A 19469-nucleotide genomic window follows, 5' to 3' on the forward strand; every position below is an offset into this window, starting at 1 on the left:
CATCCCTGTAGAATGATTTTTAACGGGAGAATTTTATGAGTGGAATAAAAAAAGGAATTGTTCTCGCCGGGGGTGCCGGAACGCGATTGTATCCTTTAACCCTGATTGCCAGCAAACAGCTACAACCGGTTTACGACAAACCACTGATTTATTATCCCCTGTCCACTATTATGAGGGCAGGTGTGCGCGATATTTTGATCATTTCCACTCCCCAGGATACGCCCCGATTCGAGGCGTTACTTGGTGATGGTTCACGGTTCGGAATTAACCTCTCGTACGCCGTTCAACCCGAACCTAAGGGGATCGCACAGGCCTTTCTCGTCGGGGAGGATTTTATCGGTAACGACGCGGTCAGTCTGATTCTCGGAGATAATATTTTTTATGGAAAAATGGGGCTGACTAAGATATTTTCCGAGTTTACCAGCGGTGCCAAGGTGTTTGGTTACCCTGTCACCGATCCTGAGCGCTATGGTGTCGTTGAGTTTGATCAAAACGGCAAGGCCGTCGGCATTGAAGAGAAGCCGGCTAAGCCTAAATCGAACTATGCTGTTCCCGGTCTTTACCTCTATGATAATCAGGTGATTGACATCACCAAGGGGCTTCAACCTTCTGCCCGTGGTGAGCTGGAAATTACGGCTGTTAATGTTGAGTATTTAAAGCGTGGCGAATTGAATGTCGAAAGACTGGAGCGCGGCATCGCCTGGCTTGATACCGGCACCCATATGAGCCTGCTTGAAGCGAGTCATTTTATCGGCACCCTCGAAGCCCGTCAGGGGCTAAAAATTGCCTGTCTTGAAGAGGTTGCGTTGAAAAAAGGCTTTATAGATTCAGCCAAGTTTCACAATGTTATTTCTCAAACGCCACCATCAAGTTACCGTGACTATCTTGAGCTGGTCTTGGCTGGTCATCAACCACAATGAACGGGAAGTTAAGTAACCAATGAATGTTGTTGCAACGGCAATCCCCGACGTCCTCATCCTCGAACCTAAAGTCTTCGGCGACGATCGGGGCTTTTTCTACGAAAGCTACAACGAACGCGTTTTTCTTGAAGTAATTGGTCGGGATATTCAATTCGTCCAGGACAACCACTCTCGTTCGGTCAAAGGTGTGCTGCGCGGTCTGCATTATCAGTTGCCACCCATGGCCCAGGGCAAGTTGGTACGCTGCGTAGTAGGAGAGGTGTTCGATGTGGCAGTCGATATTCGTAAAAGCTCAGCGACCTTTGGTGAATGGGTAGGTGTCCATTTGTCGGCGGAAAATAAGCGCCAACTCTGGATTCCCGAAGGCTTTGCTCATGGCTTTCTGGTATTGTCCGACGTGGCGGAGTTTCTCTATAAAACAACCAATTACTATGCTCCTGACTATGATCGGGGCATTGTTTGGAACGATCCTGATTTGAAAATTGATTGGCTGGTATCAAATCCACAGTTGTCACAAAAGGATAGTGCGGGGAGCCGCCTTGTTGATGTAGAGATTTTTGATTAATTTGGTATCGATGGTAATGCATAATTTTGCAGCTGAATAAATGAGATACCCACCAATAGCTATAGTTGTCTCAACATTCAATGGACAGAAATATATTGAAGAGCAGATTTTAAGCCTTCTTCAACAGGACTATCCTAACATCTCTATCATTGTCCGTGACGATGGCTCAGCAGATAAAACAGTTGACCTGCTTAGTAAGATTCAAAAAGCAAATCCGAACATAAGACTCATATTTGGCAAAAATATAGGTGTAATTGCCAGCTTTAATGAGCTTCTTTCTTTGGCAACGGTTCAACACGATTATATTTTTTTATGTGATCAGGATGATTTTTGGCATCCCGAAAAAGTTAGTATCAGCTGGTCTCACATGTTGGATGCGGAAAAAACACATGGGAGAAATGCGCCTATTTTGATTCATAGTGACTTGGAAGTTGTCAATGAATCGCTAAAAATTATTTCATCATCTTTCTGGAGATTTCAAAAATTAAACGGACACAATGCTGCACGCTTGAATCGTCTATTGCTACAAAATGTAGTTACCGGTGCGACCATCATGGTCAATAAGGCTCTTGTTGAAAAATCGCTACCATTTCCGCCTGAAGCAATAATGCATGACTGGTGGCTGGCCTTAAATGCCTGTTTATTTGGGAAGGTAGTGACTATAGAGCGACCGTTGGTCAGTTATCGCCAACATGGTGCCAATACCATTGGTGCTCATGGTGCAGGGATGACAGGTTTGTTTGTGAAGTTGGCAGATCTGGATTCAGTTCGTAGCAGGCTGGCTGCAACAATCGCTCAGGCTGAAACCTTGCGGAAAATGAACGCATCTGTACTATCACCTGAAGACTTAAACACTATTGATAGCTATGGTTCTTTGCTGAAGGGGCATCGATTAAAGCGTTTGGCGCTTTGGTTGAATAATAGGTTTTTCAAAACCGGTCTGATGCGCAACTGTGGATTGTTGTTGATTCTTTTGATTGGAGTTGAGATTGGAAAAGCCACCAGGCAAAATAGCAACTGATGTTTCTTCCCAGAGTGAATCATCAGATATGTCCCGGATAGTCGTCCTCTTTGCTGCTTGCAATGGTGCTGAGTGGATTGAAGAGCAACTTTTATCAATTCTTCATCAGCGAAACGTCCAGGTCGAAATATTCATCAGCGTAGATCCTTCAACCGATGATACGTTGGCCCTTTGTCAAAAAATGGCATCCCAATATCAGGCCATCAAACTATTACCTATGCGGGCAGAACCAAATGGCGCCGCCGGTAATTTTCTTTGGCTGATCCGCAATGTTGATCTGTCTCCATATGATTATATTGCCCTGGCAGATCAGGACGACCTCTGGTTTTCCGACAAATTATCTCGTAGTTGCTCAACTATCCTAGAACAGGGGGTAGCAGCTTATTCGAGTAATGTTATTGCTCTCTGGCCGGATAGAAAAAAAAAACTTATCGTTAAAAACCATCCGCAAAAGCAATGGGATTTTTTGTTTGAAGCGGCTGGCCCAGGCTGTACTTATGTGTTAACTCAGTCCCTTGCCCAGGCCTTTAAAGATTTCTTGACAGTCAACTGGCTTCAAGCTAACGAAGTTGGTTTCCATGACTGGCTGATATACGCTTTTACCAGGTCAAAAGGCTACAAGTGGTATATTGATGGGAATGCAACAATGTTGTACCGCCAACACGAGAAAAACCAATTGGGTATCAATCAGGGAGTCAGTGCCTACCGACTTCGCTATAAGCTGATAGCAAACGGTGCCTTTTTCAATAAAATTCGGTCTCTATGCCAGTTGTTGTCCATTGATCATCCATTTGTCTCCAGATGGATTGTATTTGATTCCCGCGCTTTGCTTAAGTTGGCAGTCGCTGCGCCCCACTGCCGCAGAAAATTTAGTGACCAGGCCATCATGGCTCTCCTGTGTTTTTGGTTGTCCATCGTTTTCCGTATGAAAAAAACCTTTGGTCAGGGCCATTAGTTGGTTAAAAATGACCAGTTGTGTTTCGATCAACCCTGATTTTTTCTCTGTTTTTCTCTTGACCCCACACAATAAACCTGTGATTCTTCTCGATTGGATTTCGTCTGTGGTTCAAAGAGTCAGTATTCCTTTATGGAAAAGGGTTTATAGCGAGTGAAAAGTATATTTAAAAATTGGCGCCCCTATATTGCCTATGGCGCTTTTTTCAGTATGTTCATTAATATCCTGCAGTTGACCTTCCCCATTTATATGCTGCAGATCTATGATCGGGTCCTCTCCAGTTACAGCTTACCGACCCTGTATGTTATTACTGTCGCAGCGGTTGTCGCCCTGATTGTCATGTCAACCCTGGAGTTTATCCGCTCGCGCTTGCTGGTGCGGTGCGGGGTTGCCATTGATCAGGCGCTTAGCCGCGATGTCCTCGACCAACTCATCAAAAAAGCGGCATTGCCCGGCGCCGTTCAAGCCAATCAGGCAGGTTTGCGTGACGTTAATCTGGTGCGCAATTTCTTTGGTGGTAACGCCATTTTTACCCTGTTTGATATCCCCTGGACCCCCATGTTTCTGGCCGTGATCTTTTTTCTGCACCCGCTGATGGGCACGGTTGCCACCGGCGGTGCGGTGCTGCTCATTATTCTCGCCCTGGTCAACGAAAAGCTTAGTCGCAAGCCGTTAGATGATGCCAATACCCTCAATAACTACTCAATGAAATTTGTCGAGGCCTCGCGCCGCAATGCCCAGGCGGTCAACAGTATGGGCATGCTAGGCGGTGTGACCCGTCGCTGGCAGGGCTTTAACGATAATGTCATGAAACTGCAGACCCAGGCCAGTCGCCGTTCCGGGGGGGTTCAGGCCCTTTCCGGCTGGATTCGCCAGGTCATGCAGGTTGCCATTTTTGGTGTTGGTGCCTGGTTAACCCTCGATGGCCAGGCAACCCCCGGGATTATGATCGCCTCATCCATCATTATGGGACGTGCCCTGGCCCCGGTCCAGATGGGGATCGGCTCCTGGAAAAGTATGATCGAAGCTCGTGGTGCCTGGCAGCGACTGAAAGCAACTCTGGGCGGATTGGAACAGAAAGATTCCATGGAATTGCCCGACCCCAAAGGCGAACTGGCGGCAGAACATGTCACCTTTGCCCTGAATAACAGCTTTATCCTGCGCGATATCAATTTTTCTTTGCAGTCGGGGGAGTCCGTCGGCCTTATCGGTCCGTCCGGCGCCGGCAAGTCAACCCTCTGTCGCCTGCTCTTGGGCATCTGGCCGGCCAGCGGTGGTGTTGTGCGCCTTGACGGCGCCAATGTTTATGATTGGGATCAATCCCGTCTGGGGTCCTTCATTGGCTATCTGCCTCAGGATGTCGAACTCTTTGCCGGTAGCGTTGCTGATAATATTGCCCGTCTTGGTGAAGTCAACTCCGAAGAAGTGGTCGCAGCCGCCAAACGTGCCGGTGTCCATGAACTGATTCTGGCCCTGCCCAAAGGCTACGACACCAATATCGGTGAGGGAGGAGTGGTGCTTTCCGGTGGTCAGCGCCAGCGAATCGGTTTGGCCCGGGCCATCTATTGTCTGCCGCGGCTGGTGATCCTCGATGAACCCAACTCCAACCTGGATGAAGAAGGCGAAAAGGCCCTGCTTGAATCGTTCAGCCACTTGCGAGCGGCCGGTAGCACCCTGATTATCGTTACTCACAAACCCTCGCTACTGGCCGGAGTCGACAAGATCCTGATGTTGAAAAATGGGCAAGTTGCCCTGTTCGGGCCGCGTGATGCCGTTTTCAAAAAACTTCTCGAAATGCAGAATAAACAGGCATGAGTACTCAGCGCCCGATTTGTTGCCTGACCTCCTGCCCTACTGACACGATGGAAAAAATATGACAACCACTACACCTGCAACGCCCGACCAAGGAAGCAAGAACGGGCGGCAGGATGCCATTTTAGCTATTCAGGATGAACATACTACGCCTCCTGAACTGAATATCCGTTTTGCTGAAAGTCGCCACATTATTGTCGCCGGACTCATTGTTATCGCCCTGTTCTTCGGTATTGGTGGTATCTGGATCTCCTTCGCCCAGATCTCCGGTGCGGTCATTGCGCAAGGGGAAGTACGCGTCGACACCGAGCGTAAGACCGTCGAACATCTTGAAGGGGGGATCGTCCACCGTGTTCTTGTTCGTAATGGCGACAAGGTTGAAAAAGGGCAAATCCTGTTAATTCTCGAGAGCGCCCGGGTGGGAGCTGCCGTCGATCAACTGCAGATCCAGCTGGCCGCCGCAGCCATCGAAGAAGCACGCTTGCAGGCTGAGCGTGATCTTTCACCTGAGCCCCGCTGGCCAGTGCCGGATGCTGCTGTCGTGACCGCAACCTGGGAGGACCTGCAATTGTCTTCAGCCAAAGCTTTTGTTGCCAACCGCGGTGCCCTGCGCAATCAAACTGATCTGCTTCAGCGCCAGTTGCGGCAGCTCCATGCCCAGGCTGAGAGTATCGACGAGCAACTTGTAGCAGAAGATCAGGTTGTAGCGTCATTGGAAGAGGAACTCGCGGCCAAAGAAGTCTTGTTTGCGCGTCAGTTTATCGATCGCACCCAGATCCTTGAACTGCGTCGGGCTATCTCCGATCGGCGCAGCAATATTGCTCGCTTGCGGGGTTCACGCGCCGAACTGTTTGAGCGCTTAGCTGAATTTGAATTGCGCATCGACTCACTCGAATCCGAATACCGCCAAAACGCCATTACTCGCCTGGTTGAATTGCAGCAGCGCATTTTCGATCTGCGTCAACAGCTGCTTCCCCTGCAGGATGCCCGTCGCCGACTTGAGGTCGTCGCGTCGGTAGCCGGCGAAGTCGTGGCCATGCAGGTGCAGTCAGAGGGGGGCGTGGTTCGTCCCGGTGAGCCGATCCTCGATATTGTCCCCGAAGACACGCCCCTGATTGTCGAAAGTCACATCCGCGTGCAGGATATTACCCACATCTACCGAGGTCAGCAGGCCGACGTGCAACTACTGGCCTTTCCGGTGCGAACTACGCCCAAAATTTCTGCCGAGGTTGTCTATATTTCTGCCGACCGCCTGCTGCAGCGTACCCCCTACGGGGAACAGCCAACCTATATTGTTCACGTTGCGCTGGATAAAAAGCAATTGGAGAGTAACAATCTTTATCTTACCGCCGGTATGCCGGCTTCTGTATTCATTCGCACCAATCCGCGTACCGTACTTGATTACGCTTTGGAGCCTCTGCTCGACAACTTTGATCGGGCCTTGAGGGAAAATTAAGAGAACCCTATGGCATTAAGCAATTATCTGAGAATTCCTGGCATTTTTCTTTGTCTATTGGCAATGGCATCGCCGGTCGCTGCAACTTCACTGCATTTAACCGTGGATGAAGCGATCCTGCGAGGGCTGGAGCAAAATCCCCAGGTCAAAGGGAGCCACCTAGCTGTTGCTGAAGCAGAAGAGGGGATAAATCAGTCCCGCAGTGCTTTTTTGCCGACCTTAAGCGTTGATTACAGTTATCGTCGCCTCTATAATAATACCAATGGCGAACGCGATACCGATTTCTTAAGTCAGCGCAGCCAAACGTTCCAGTCCCGCTTGACCCAGCCCCTTTTCAAGGGTTTTTCCTCGGTTGCCGGCTATCGCAAGGCTGAGCTGACGCGAGATTATCGACATTATCAGCTTAACGATCTGCAGCGTCGTTTGGTTCTCGAAGTAAAACAAAATTTTGCCGATTATTTGTGGGCGCAGCAGCGCCTGGTGCGATGGGAAGAATCCGTTGGCCGTCTCAAACGTCAGATAGAACTGGTATCTGCCTGGGTAGCTGAAGACTTTGCCCCGCGTTTGCGTTTGCTTGAGCTTGAAACCGAGCTGGCCCATGCTTTGCAGCAGCAGGTTGGTGCTCAAGCTGATCTTGCCACTGCAGCTGCAGATCTACGTGCCTGGCTCATGATCCCTGCTGACATTGAGCTGTTTCTGATTGGGGAGTTAACCAGTGGCGTTGACCCCATACCAGGCAAGCTGATTGATTACATTGAACAGGCCTTACAATACCGTCCTGAACTCAAGTTAACAGCAACTGATATTTCCCTGGCACAGCAGGAACGCCGGATTATTCGTGCCCGCAAACTGCCTGAAGTCAACCTTGAGGGCAGCTGGGTCGATTTTGAGCGTGACTATCGTACCGGAGGGGTGCCCAGCGACGACCGTAATTACTACACGGTTGGCGTCAACATCACTCTGCGCCCCTTTCAGGGAGGCGCCGTCTATTATGCCGATCGCCGTCAGGACCTGCAGATCCGCCGTCTCGGTGAGGTTCAGCGTTATTACCATAGTGCCATTGTTGCTGAGGTGACTGCACTCTATGAGCGTTTACAGGAAGGGCGCAGTCGTCTGGATGCTGCTGCCCAGGGGATTGCTGCCGCGCAAGAAGCCTATGCCTTTGCCGAAGAAGCCTCGCGCCTGGGCGCCGCGTCCCTGGATACCCTTCTCAATGCGGAGCTGCGTCTGACTCGCGCTGAGCTTGATCTTCTCGATGCGCGCTATCAGCAGCAACTGGCCTTGATCCGTTTTGAGCATGCGCTGGGTCTAGTCACTTATTGAGCAGGAAAGGTTTTTATTTTCAATGCAATTGCATTCGCCAAGCCCCTTTATTTTATTTAAGAATCTTCGTCTTCATCGGCAGTTGCTCTGGCAGATGACCAAACGTGAGGTTGTAGGACGTTATCGTGGCTCCATGTTGGGGCTTTTCTGGTCTTTCTTCAATCCGGTCTTCATGCTGATGATCTACACCTTTGTTTTCAGTGTAGTATTTCAGGCCAAATGGGGAGAAAGTGATAGTGGCAGCAAGGTTGAATTTGCGGTAATTCTTTTTGCCGGGCTGATTGTCTTTAATCTTTTCTCAGAAGTGATCAACCGTTCACCTGGGCTGATATTGAGCCACGTCAACTATGTTAAAAAGGTTGTTTTTCCATTAGAGATCTTGCCGGTTGTCGTACTTGGTTCCGCCCTGTTTCATGCATTGGTGAGCCTTTTGGTTTTGCTTTTGTTTAATGTGCTTGTCAATCAGTCGTTTGCTTGGACGATTTTCCTGCTGCCAATTGTCGTTTTTCCCCTTTTGGTATTTATTCTTGGCTGCTCATGGTTTCTGGCATCTGTTGGTGTTTTTCTGCGTGATGTCAGCCAGACAATAACCATTCTTACTACAGCTTTGCTGTTTCTAAGCCCGATTTTCTTTCCCTTGTCTGCCCTGCCGGAGTCATTTCGTCCCTATTTGTTTCTCAACCCATTGGCATTAATTATTGAGCAAGCCAGGGGTGTGTTGCTCTGGGGACACCTTCCGCATTGGTCTGCTTTACTGGTATATCTGGCTTTCAGTACCGGTGTTTTTTGCTTAGGGTTGCTTTGGTTTCAGAAAACACGCAAAGGATTCGCCGATGTCCTCTGACGTTGCTATCAAGGTAGAGAACTTAGGCAAATGCTATCATATCTACGACACTCCCCGTGATCGGCTGAAGCAGTTTGTGATGCCCAGGTTCAAACGTGCCGTTGCCCCTCTTAGGCAACTCGTCACTCGTCACTCGTCACCCGTCACCGCTTACTACAAAGAGTTCTGGGCCTTGCGTGAAATATCCTTTGAAGTAAAGCGCGGTGAAACAGTCGGAATTGTTGGACGTAATGGTTCAGGTAAGTCAACCCTGCTACAAATGATTTGCGGTACTCTCACTCCGACTACTGGAGACGTCACAACTAATGGGCGCATCGCTGCCCTGCTTGAACTCGGTTCCGGGTTTAATCCTGAATTTACCGGTCGTGAAAATATCTATATGAACGCCTCTGTTCTGGGTCTTGATCGCGAAGAAATTGATCGGCGATATGATGATATCGTCGCCTTTGCCGATATCGGTGAATTTATCGAACAACCGGTAAAAACCTATTCCAGTGGCATGTATGTTCGTCTTGCCTTCGCGGTTGTGGCAAATGTCGATGCGGACATCCTTGTTATTGATGAGGCTCTGGCTGTTGGAGATGCTTTTTTTACCCAAAAATGTATGCGATTTTTAAGGCGTTTTCGAGAGAAAGGAACAATTCTTTTTGTTAGCCATGATACCAGCGCTGTAATTAATCTCTGCGATCATGCCCTGTGGCTTAGTGAAGGTTATGCCCGTTGTGTCGGGACCGCCAAAGAGATCAGCGAAGCTTACTTGGCATCTTTTTATGACGATCAACCAGGCCAGCTCGAAGTTCTTCCTCCTTCAGACCATTACGAGGCCCCAACTCTGCCCGCTGTGGAAGCTGTTCAATCGTCGTCGACTAGCGACGATGATGTCGCCACCACTCTAACCCGCGATCAGCGCCTTGATTTTCTCAATGCAAGCAACTTGCGCAACGATCTGGAAATATTTACTTTTAATGAGGATTCTGCTGCTTTCGGTATCCGTTCAGCTCGGATTAAGGATGTCCTCCTGGTGGACGACCAAGGGCGGCGACTTCTGTGGGTGGTCGGCGGCGAACTAGTGACCTTGCGAGTCGTTGTTCTTTGCAGCGACGAAATTTATCGGCCCATCGTAGGGTTTTTTCTTAAAGATCGCCTTGGTCAGGTCTTGTTTGGCGATAATACCTTTTTGACCTACCTGAATCAGCCTCTTCATATTGCCGCTGGTAGTGGTTTTATCGCAGCCTTTACTTTCCGTATGCCCATTCTTCCCCTCGGCGATTATTCCTTCTGTGTCGCTGTCGCCGAAGGCAGCCAGCATGATCACATTCAACACCATTGGATGCATGACGCCCTGATGATTAAGTCTCATGCGACCAGTATAACCACAGGACTTGTCGGGATTCCGATGCTCGATATTACGTTGAGGCAAACATGAATCAGAAAGAGTTCAACCCGCTGAATTTTTCGCTGTGCTTCGCTCCTTATGACCCACGGTTTTTCAGCAGCGCATGGATCGAACATGTCCCATTTGCCTTCGCCTTGACTCAAATGTTACGTCCCCGAACTTTTGTCGAGCTGGGTACCTATGCCGGTGCCTCCTACTGCGCCTTCTGTGAGGCGGTTCGTCAGCTGTCATTGGAAACCCGCTGTTTTGCTGTCGACACCTGGTGTGGTGATGAACACGCCGGTTATTATCAAGAGGAGGTCTATCAGCAGCTCAGGGCCTATCATGATCCGCGCTACGGAGCCTTTTCCCAGCTCATGCGTCAGACTTTCGATCAGGCAGTCGAGAAATTTGACAATGCCACCATTGATCTGCTGCATATAGACGGCCTTCATACCTATGATGCTGTTCTTCACGATTTCCAGACCTGGCTGCCCAAAATGTCCTCCGCGGGTGTCGTGCTTTTTCACGATACCAGTGAACGTATCGCTGATTTTGGTGTTTGGAAGTGCTGGCAGGAACTGCGCAACCAGTATCCGGGTTTTGACTTTATCCATGGGCACGGTCTGGGGGTTCTGTTTGTTGGCAGCAAGATGCCTGTAGCTATTGAAATGCTCCTCGCCACTCCCACGCAGACACAGCAGAATATCCGCCAGTTTTATTCCTCTCTGGGGCGACGGTTTACCCAGGACCAGTCATTGGCCAATTGTCGTAAGGATGTAGAAGATCAGCGCAGCCATATCCAGGCCCAGCGTGCGATAATTGAAGACCAGCAACAATACATTGAAGCCCAGAAGGTAAATCTGGAAGACCAGCAACAATACATTGAAGCCCAGAAGGTAAATCTGGAAGACCAGCAACAATACATTGAAGCCCAGAAGGTAAATCTGGAAGACCAGCACCGATATGCAACCGAGCTAACCAGGAAGATTGAGGAACTAAGTGCTAAAGCTGAAAATCTGCAGCAACAGCACCAGCTTGAGATGAATAGCCTCCGTGAAAGCTATGAACTGTCCCGCTCCTGGCGCCTGACAAAGCCGTTGCGCGCTCTTTCTGCACGGCTCAGCCGCTGACGCAGGCCAACCCGATGAAACTCAAAATTGCGTTTATTTGCCAGCCCGAATATTTTCGTTTCTCTTATGAAAACGACCTTGATAGCTTTGCCTGTGTCAAAGAATTTCCTTTTCATTTCGACATGAGTGCCAGCGAATTCACAGCACTTGAAGAATTTGATGCCGATTACAATTTCTTTTTTCGCGGTGAATTTTTTCCCGACAAGGTACTCTGCCGGCTGCGCGGTAACAAGGTTAATTTCTCCAGCGAACCCTTTCCCCGTTGTATCGACGGGCGTCTCGTGTATACTCGCGATTCGTTGTCGCGCTATAATCATTTTCGTCATATCCGCCACAAGCCTTTTGATTATGTTTTCCACTATGACGAGAGCTCCCTGGCCTTTATGGCGCAAGATGGTATCAAGCTGTCTGGGGCCTTTCCTTTCCCTGTAGCGACCCGCACCTATGCCCCCCGTACAGCAGAAAAAAACTGGGATCTTTTCTTTATCGGGCGCAGCAGTACCCACCGCGAACAGTTTTTTGGGCCACTCAAACACCGCTATCACTTCCTCCATATTGCCCATGGTATCTGGGGCCCGCCCTTGGTTGAGTACCTGTGTCAGACCAAAATTTGCCTCAATATTCACGCCGAAGACGAAGTCTCCTGGGAGCCCCGTATGCAGATGCTTTTAGCCGTCGGCGTTTTTGTCATCAGCGAGCAGATTACCCCCAATTCGGTATTACGCCCCAACATCGATTATGTCGAAATCTCAACCCCTCAACAATTGTCCGAGGCGGTTGAATACTATTTAGCGCATCCTGAGGAGCGGCAGAGGATTGCCGCCAGTGGTCGTGCCCGGGTCTGCGAGCACCTTGACGCCCGAGCGGTGTACCCCCGTCTGGTCGAGCAGCTTTCCCAGGGCCAGCTGCCGCGGTTTGCCGCCGATCCGGTGACGGCACTCCGCGAATGGTTGCATACCGTGAGGCGGGCAATGCAGTTGCTGAAGGCCCTGTTGCGCCCTTGAAAAATGCGATTAACCAGGTAAAGGATAAAATTGAATCCATGAAGATAGTGTATCTCCTTCCTTGCTGTACTGTTTCCGGCGGGGTTGCTGTTGTCATGCAGCATGCCAATCGTCTGCAAGCCAGGGGGCATGAGGTTTTCCTCGTAAACCAGCAGAACGATAAGGAAACCAGTTGGTTCCCTGACCAGAAGGTGCCGGTGCTGACCCTTGCCGAGTACCCCGCAGATGTCGATATTCTGGTAGCAACCGGTTGGTCAACATCATTTCAGGTTGCCCGTCTCGAAGCCCAGAGCAAATTTTATTTTGTCCAGTCCGATGAAACGCGCTTTCACCCAGCGGAAAGCATCTGGCGTCATCTGACCGCTGTTTCCTACTGTTTTGATTTTCACTATATCACCGAAGCACGCTGGATTCAGCAGTGGCTGCAAGCCAATTTTCGGCAAACCTCTGCTCTGGTGCCCAACGGCATCGACCCGCAACTTTTCTTCCCCTGTTCACCTCTGCAAAAAAAGGGAAGTAAACCCCGAGTTCTGCTCGAAGGAGCCATCGGCCTGCCTTATAAGGGCATGGCCGAAGCTTTTGCCGCTATTGAGCCTCTTGATGTCGAAGTCTGGTGTGTCAGTTCCTATGGCCGCCCCCGCCCCGAGTGGAAATGCCACCGCTTCTTTGAGCAGGTTCCCATGGTACAAATGCGGGAAATTTACTCCAGCTGTGATATATTACTCAAGCTCAGCCGTGTGGAGGGGTTTTTTGGCCCTCCCATGGAGATGATGGCCTGTGGCGGGGTGCCCGTAGTGGGGCGTGTGACCGGCTATGACGAATACATCGTCGACGGGGGCAATGCCCTGGTGGTCGATCCTCTTGATATTCCGGCCGCGACTGCTGCTGTGCGGCGACTGATTGATGATCCCGGGCTGTACCGTCAATTGCAGGCTGAAGGTCAAGAAACCGCCGCCCGGTGGGGCTGGGAGCAGACCATTGATACCTTGGAAGAGCTATATTCCGCCACCCGCAATGTGCCATCCCCGGCAATCCAGCCTTACAGCGCCAACCTCAACAACAGCATTGCTGCGCTGTATGCCATGAGTACCGGGGAACAAGATATTCAGTGTGAGGTGCTTCAATCACCGCCGACCTTTACCAATGCCGATCTCCTCTGCCGCAAACTTCAGCAACAGCGCTGGTTTTCTGCCGTGGCCGATCTGGTGGCCAGGCTTTATCGTGTCGGTAAAGCACTACGCGCCCGCCTTGGATATCATGCGTAAGGCTTGGTTTTTATGACAATATGCCCACAAACCCCACACCTCTCTGGTACCTTGTCCGCCCTCAACGGTGTGCGCGGCATTGCCGTCATTTTGGTATTTCTCTTTCACGCTGGGGTTCCCGGTTTTACCGGTGCCTTCATCGGTGTAGATATCTTCTTTGTCCTTAGCGGCTTCCTGATCACCGTGCTGTTGTTGCAGGAGCACCAGCGCAATGGATCGATCAGCCTCAAAAAGTTTTATCTGCGTCGGGTCCTGCGGTTATTGCCAGCACTGCTGGTGTTGTTGGCTTGTTATCTGACCTACTGGTTCCTTGTCGCCCCCGATAGCGCCACCCGCCTTTATCACCTGCAGGATGCCGCCATGTCCCTCTTTTATGTTGCCAACTGGACCCGCGCCTTTGGTCTTGACCGACCATACCACCTGGGGCATTGCTGGTCGTTGTCCATCGAAGAGCAATTTTATGCTGTCTGGCCCCTTATCTTGTTGCTCCTGCTGCGCTTGAATAAAGCCGGGCAGATTGTTTGTGTTAGCGCCATGTTTCTGGCATCCTGGGGGTGGCGCGTCTGGTTGCTCGCCCAGGGTGCTGAGTGGGCACGGCTTTACAACGGCTTTGACACCCGGGCCGATATGTTGCTGGCCGGCTGCCTGCTTGCCCTGCTCTGGAATGCCGGTGCCCTCGAATGCTGGCGACGCCTCCTGTCAGCACCCGTCGTTACCTGGAGTGCCGCTGCTTCGCTGGGCGTCCTGGCGGTGACCGCTCGCTGGCAAACGTCAATCCTGTATCAGTGGCAGTATCTTTTGGTTGCGCTGGCAACGCTACTCATCCTGTTCGGATTGCTCGAGCGGCCCGGAATCCTTACCCAACTGTTAAGTTGGCCGCCGTTGGTAGGCCTCGGTACCATCTCCTATGCCCTGTACCTTTGGCACTACCCCTTGCTGCACCTCATGTCACGTCATGGATTTGGCGGTTCAGCCCTGGTGATCTGGACGGCTATTCTGACTGTGGGCGTGTCGATCATTTCGTGGTACGGTGTCGAACGACCAGCGTTGCAAATGAAGCAGCGTATTGCCTCAGCTCAAAAATAGCCATAAAAGGTTTAAAAATTTAAATAAAAGAACAAAAACTATTGACACAAAGTGCCAAGTCGCTATATTGGAGCACAATGTTTTGCCCTGCCGCGGTCTTAAGGGAGGGGCTTGTCAGTCGCATAAAAGTGATAGAAGCTAGAATCCAAAAAAGATAAATTCAAAGTAGGGCTTAAAGCGTAACGAACAAGGCTAGTCCTCGAGGCGACATGGTGTCGCAATTATTAACACGTGTTAGGAGAGAATATTATGGCGTTACAAGGATTTGACAAGGCGTATTATCTGGGAGCAAAGCTGGCCGAATTGCAGGCTACGCAACCCGAGTGGGTTGGTAAGGACGCAGATTTTCTTGAAACCGTTCTTAGCAATGTCTACGGCTTGACCGCCGAAGAACACTATGCTCAGTATGGTTGGCAGGAAGGGCTCGCCCCGAACCAATACTTCAGTGCTGCAGAATACAAGCTCGCCAAGGCGCAGCAACTGTTTGATTCCGGTAGTTATCTGACATTGAATAGCGCCCTGGCTGCATTCGAGCAGGCTTGGGATGGCCAGGACCCCTATCAGCATTACCTCCAGTGGGGCGCCGGTGAGGCGATCAACCCGTCCAACGCTTTCGATGCCACCCAATATTTTGCTGACAAGCTGGCGGCCCTGCAGGCTGACCCTGCTACCGCCGCTGAGTGGGCTGACAAAACGGCTACTGAAGTTCAGGATGCCTTCCTGGCTGCCGGCCTGACGGCTATTGAGCATTTCATGCTCTATGGTGAAGATGAAGGGCTCACCATCACCCCGGTTCCTGCTGATGAGCAGGTGGACGCTGGTGAGATGACACCGATGGTTGGCGAGACCTTCACGCTCACTGCAGGTGTGGACACGGTTGCCGGTACCGCTGGCAATGACACGATTAACGCGTTTATCGACACAACTGGTACATCCGATCGCAGCACCTTCACGGCTCAGGACACTATCGACGGCGGCGCAGGCACTGACACGCTGAATATCTTCACTGATAACGTTGGTTCTGTAAACAAAGTCTTCCCAGCATTCGCTACAGTGAAAAACGTTGAAATTGTCAATGTATACAACGATAACACTGCCGCAGCCTTTGGTGATGCCGCCAAGTTCCAAGGCGTTCAGCAGTTGTGGCAGATTGGTGCTGCTACAGACGTTACCAACCTCGGCGCTTCTACTGCTGCAGGCTTCCGTGATGTTGCTGCTCTGTCACAGACCGTCACGACAGCTACGGGCAATACCGCGGCAACCATCGCTTTGGATGACTCGACGGGTACTCTGACCACTAGCGGTGCAACCACTGTTAGCGTCGTTGGGGAAAAAGCAGCGGCAGCCTTCACTCTGAATGTGAATGGCACTGGTACAGCAACTGCGCTGACCGTTGATACGGCAGTTGCAACAACGATTGCCAAAAACACTGATGCAGCAGTCACTCTGAACGCTGGCGATTCGACTGGTGCTATTACGATCGCCGAGACAACTTCGCTGCAAAATATCACAACAGGAACCGGTAACGACACTATCGCCGCTGCTGGTGCAACGGTAAAAAGTATCAGTACCGGTGCGGGCAACGACACAGTGACCATCAACACCAACGCTTTGTCGGCGACATCAACAATTGACTTGGGTGCAGGCAATGACCGCTTGGTGCTGAACTTCGCTCCAACTGCTGGCGTGACCCTGTCTGGTGGCGAAGGTACTGATACGTTGGCAGTGGCAAAGGCAACTTACACCACTGTTTCAGGCTTTAGCCCAGCGAACCTCGCCAAGATCACCGGCTTCGAAGTGCTGGAGTTCACCGACGCTCTTGCAGGAGGCGACAGCTTCGACATTGGCAAAGTTGCCGGCATCACCTCCTTTGTTGCAGGTGCAGGCGTTACTACGGGCAGTTCCGCTACCATCACTGGCGTAACCCCTGGTTCCAGCGTGACTCTGGCTGGAAATGCAAGCAACAACGGTACTTTGGTTGTTGCAGTCAAAGACGCAGCGACCGGTGAAAATGATGTGCTGAACCTGAAACTGAACAAAGACTACACAGAAGACAACGACGGTACTTCTACCATTACACCAGTTTCGACTCATGTTACTGCTTCAAACGTAGAAACGCTGAACGTTGAAAGTACCGGTAAAGCAAGTGCAACTTTTGCGGGAGCTGCCGGAAATAAGGCTGACGGTGTCAACAATACGTTGAGTCTCACCAACGACGATCTGGTGACCCTCAATGTGACTGGCAACCAAGCCTTCAGTTTCACGAGCAATGCTGCCATGACTGAGCTGGCGACCATTGATGCCTCTTCTGTCGCATTGCAGGCAACAACGGAGGGAGTTGCAGTTACTATTGATGCTTCTGCTCACGTTTCAACATCTACAGCGTTGACGATTATCGGTTCTGCAACTGGCAAGAATGTCATCACAGGTGGAGCTACTGATGATGTTATTATTGGTGGTGCAGCTTCTGACACTATTATAAGCTCTGAGGGTGCAGATACTATTACCTTGGGTGGCGGTAATGACATTTATAAATTGGGTGCCGCTACAGACTCAGTGGTTAATGCCCGCGACGTCATCACCGACTTCAACGCTAACACCGTGGGCCAGGGTACTAACGGTGCCGCGACCACTGCAGGTGCTGCTGCAGTTGCGGCTCGCAACGGTGATGTGATTGACTTGACTGAATTTAATCCAACTTTAGTTAATGTTGCAGTATTAACTAATGCATCCGACGCGACAACGTTCCTTGCTAACTCGGCTGGTGCTGCAGCAGGTGTTGCTGTCAACGTAGCTCTTGACTCATCAACTGGTACACTGTATATCGATGGTTTAGACGATGGTGTCGCTGACAGTGTGCTGATGCTGACTGGTGTAACCACCATCGACGCAGCTGCATTTCTCGTCTAATCTAATAATCTAAAAGTGTACCCTAACCCCACAACTCACCGTGGGCTAGTATGACCAACAAAATCCCCCGTCCTTCAACCTTGAGGGGCGGGGGTTTTTACTTAAACAGGAGGGTGTCGTAAATGCAACGACGGGAGCGCATTAAGCATGCCAAGAGAGTGCTTAGTGGACTGCAGGAACTGGAAGCAAATTGGTTGGGAGGAAGCAACGACCAACACCAAGAAGCACAACGTCGCGAACGGCTTAAAATTCTTGAGGCAGAGCTCGCAGTAATGCGCTTTCTCCAATCAGAACGGCGACTGATGCAGCAAATCTGGATAGCCATTCCCAGCGTGATGGGAGGTTCGTTAGTGACGTTGTTCATTCAGCGTTTTCTTGGCTACCTGAGCAGTACTTATTAAACAGACAAGGACGTTTCCCCGCAGACCCAACCCCCACAACCCACCGTGGGCCAGAATGACCCCAACCCCCACGCCCAGCCAATCTTGGTTGGGTTTTTTTATTCCCCGCCTCAAAACACCTTCCTGAATGTCACCTTCCCGAACATCATTCATCAAAATCCATTCAGGGATAACCCAACAAACACAAGAAAGGAGCCCCTATGCGTGAGTATCACTGTATCAACGACCTGCTCGACCTGTCCTCAGAAGACCCCGTCCTCTGGCGGGAAATTTACGGCTATATGCAGGTGTGCCTGTATGAGGATGAAGAAGCCGACCTGCTGTTCCGCGTGGCCACCGAAGACGACCTGCCCGAGATTCAAGCCTTGGGAACCCCCGAAGAAACCGCCACCATCATCTTACAAAACCGCACCATCCAACGCATCATCTTTGTCACCGAAGTCATCTTCCTAATATTTATAGAACAGGCACTTTATTCTTGACCTGTGTTTTGCCTTGGGGTAGGGTGGCGGTGTACTGACCGGTGGTGAGCCTGGTCGACGTAATGCCATTTATGCGACAGTGAAATTGTTGTGTTTCTGAATGGGTGCTATACTGCATTTAGTTTAAGCTTTGTCCGAGGGAGTGTTCATGCCGACCATCAGTATGTTTTATGGAATTGTCATCCAGATGTTTTGGAAGGAACATCCCCCACCACATTTTCATGCATTATACGCAGAGTACGAAGTGTTGATTAATATCCAAACGCTGGAAGTTGTGAAAGGATATTTGCCAAGGCGGGCAATGGTTATGGTTCTGGAATGGGCTAATGAGCATCGAGCTGAACTCATGGAGGCGTGGAATCAATGTGTGCATATGCAACCACCGCAGAAAATCGAACCTCTCTCGTAGAGCCACCCATCACACCAGCGATGCCTTGGCGGGTGCAGCAGGTTGATGTCTTGCCGGATTATCGGCTTTTTGTGCGCTTTCTGGATGGCCTTGAAGGTTACGTCAATATGAAATCATTTTTGTTTTCAGATCAAGTCGGTGTTTTTGTCGATTTGCGTGATCCTGATCGATTTACTCAAGCCGCCCTCGTCTATGGTGCAGTGACATGGCCAGGTGACCTGGATCTTGCCCCTGATGCCATGTATGATCAGATAAAGGCTGTCGGTGAATGGAATCTTGATTAGTATGGCCCTTCCGCGCTACGCCCAAGTCTCCTTAAGTGAAACCCCCTGGTATCACGTTGTTTCCCGCTGTGTGCGCCGCGCCTTTTTGTGCGGTGTGGATCATATCACCGGCCAGAGCTTTGAACACCGTCGCGACTGGATCGAACAGCGCATTCTGCAGCTGGCTGGAGTCTTTACCATCGATGTCGCCGCCTATGCGGTGATGCACAACCATTATCATATCG

19 protein-coding genes are annotated in these 19469 nt (G+C 50.5%); all 19 read left to right on the forward strand.

Annotated features, from left to right (window positions below; genetic code table 11):
• Positions 1–35 precede the first annotated feature (35 nt).
• Entirely contained in the window at positions 36–920 is an 885-nt protein-coding gene (gene rfbA, locus ICT70_RS11565) for a glucose-1-phosphate thymidylyltransferase RfbA (protein ID WP_191156790.1), read from the forward strand.
• 19 nt (positions 921–939) lie between these two features.
• Complete coding sequence (gene rfbC, locus ICT70_RS11570; RefSeq protein ID WP_191156793.1) at positions 940–1485, forward strand: dTDP-4-dehydrorhamnose 3,5-epimerase; 546 nt, start codon at positions 940–942, stop codon at positions 1483–1485.
• 40 nt (positions 1486–1525) lie between these two features.
• Positions 1526–2506 carry a glycosyltransferase family 2 protein gene (locus ICT70_RS11575; RefSeq protein WP_191156795.1) on the forward strand — a complete coding sequence of 327 codons (981 nt, stop codon included), beginning with the start codon at positions 1526–1528 and terminating at the stop codon, positions 2504–2506.
• The gene (locus ICT70_RS11580) at positions 2475–3461 is read left to right on the forward strand and encodes a glycosyltransferase (RefSeq protein ID WP_224747004.1); all 987 of its coding nucleotides are present in this window, start codon (positions 2475–2477) and stop codon (positions 3459–3461) included. Before ICT70_RS11575 ends, ICT70_RS11580 begins: the two co-directional genes overlap by 32 nt.
• A gap of 153 nt (positions 3462–3614) precedes the next feature.
• The gene (locus ICT70_RS11585) at positions 3615–5276 is read left to right on the forward strand and encodes a type I secretion system permease/ATPase (protein ID WP_337906854.1); all 1662 of its coding nucleotides are present in this window, start codon (positions 3615–3617) and stop codon (positions 5274–5276) included.
• A 58-nt stretch (positions 5277–5334) separates the two neighbouring features.
• The gene (locus ICT70_RS11590) at positions 5335–6729 is read left to right on the forward strand and encodes an HlyD family type I secretion periplasmic adaptor subunit (RefSeq protein ID WP_191156797.1); all 1395 of its coding nucleotides are present in this window, start codon (positions 5335–5337) and stop codon (positions 6727–6729) included.
• Positions 6730–6738: 9 nt separating this feature from the next.
• Positions 6739–8052 (forward strand): TolC family protein, encoded by a 1314-nt coding sequence (locus ICT70_RS11595; RefSeq protein ID WP_191156799.1) that lies wholly within the window; start codon positions 6739–6741, stop codon positions 8050–8052.
• Between the two features lie 22 nt (positions 8053–8074).
• Entirely contained in the window at positions 8075–8896 is an 822-nt protein-coding gene (locus ICT70_RS11600; protein ID WP_191156801.1) for an ABC transporter permease, read from the forward strand.
• The gene (locus tag ICT70_RS11605; RefSeq protein WP_191156803.1) at positions 8886–10322 is read left to right on the forward strand and encodes an ABC transporter ATP-binding protein; all 1437 of its coding nucleotides are present in this window, start codon (positions 8886–8888) and stop codon (positions 10320–10322) included. The genes ICT70_RS11600 and ICT70_RS11605 overlap by 11 nt, the downstream gene beginning before the upstream one ends.
• Complete coding sequence (locus ICT70_RS11610) at positions 10319–11404, forward strand: class I SAM-dependent methyltransferase (protein ID WP_191156805.1); 1086 nt, start codon at positions 10319–10321, stop codon at positions 11402–11404. The genes ICT70_RS11605 and ICT70_RS11610 overlap by 4 nt, the downstream gene beginning before the upstream one ends.
• Positions 11405–11418: 14 nt before the next feature.
• Complete coding sequence (locus tag ICT70_RS11615) at positions 11419–12408, forward strand: glycosyltransferase family protein (RefSeq protein WP_191156807.1); 990 nt, start codon at positions 11419–11421, stop codon at positions 12406–12408.
• Positions 12409–12446: 38 nt separating this feature from the next.
• On the forward strand, positions 12447–13673 hold the full coding sequence (locus ICT70_RS11620; protein ID WP_191156809.1) for a glycosyltransferase family 4 protein: 1227 nt from the start codon (positions 12447–12449) through the stop codon (positions 13671–13673).
• Between the two features lie 12 nt (positions 13674–13685).
• Positions 13686–14759, forward strand: a complete 1074-nt coding sequence (locus ICT70_RS11625) for an acyltransferase family protein (RefSeq protein WP_191156811.1) — start codon at positions 13686–13688, stop codon at positions 14757–14759.
• A gap of 249 nt (positions 14760–15008) precedes the next feature.
• Positions 15009–17669 (forward strand): beta strand repeat-containing protein, encoded by a 2661-nt coding sequence (locus ICT70_RS11630; RefSeq protein WP_191156813.1) that lies wholly within the window; start codon positions 15009–15011, stop codon positions 17667–17669.
• 122 nt (positions 17670–17791) lie between these two features.
• Entirely contained in the window at positions 17792–18070 is a 279-nt protein-coding gene (locus ICT70_RS11635) for a hypothetical protein (RefSeq protein ID WP_191156815.1), read from the forward strand.
• Between the two features lie 200 nt (positions 18071–18270).
• Complete coding sequence (locus ICT70_RS11640; RefSeq protein ID WP_191156818.1) at positions 18271–18552, forward strand: hypothetical protein; 282 nt, start codon at positions 18271–18273, stop codon at positions 18550–18552.
• Positions 18553–18700: 148 nt separating this feature from the next.
• Positions 18701–18961: a DUF4160 domain-containing protein gene (locus tag ICT70_RS11645; RefSeq protein ID WP_191156820.1), complete on the forward strand. Its 261-nt coding sequence runs from the start codon at positions 18701–18703 to the stop codon at positions 18959–18961.
• A gap of 32 nt (positions 18962–18993) precedes the next feature.
• Positions 18994–19245: a DUF2442 domain-containing protein gene (locus ICT70_RS11650; protein ID WP_337906855.1), complete on the forward strand. Its 252-nt coding sequence runs from the start codon at positions 18994–18996 to the stop codon at positions 19243–19245.
• 1 nt (position 19246) lies between these two features.
• Positions 19247–19469, forward strand: a 223-nt coding sequence (locus ICT70_RS11655) for a hypothetical protein (RefSeq protein WP_224747005.1), incomplete at its 3' end; no start/stop codon positions are given.

The sequence above is a fragment of the Pelovirga terrestris genome (assembly GCF_014773365.1).
Classification (GTDB): domain Bacteria; phylum Desulfobacterota; class Desulfuromonadia; order Desulfuromonadales; family Geopsychrobacteraceae; genus Pelovirga; species Pelovirga terrestris.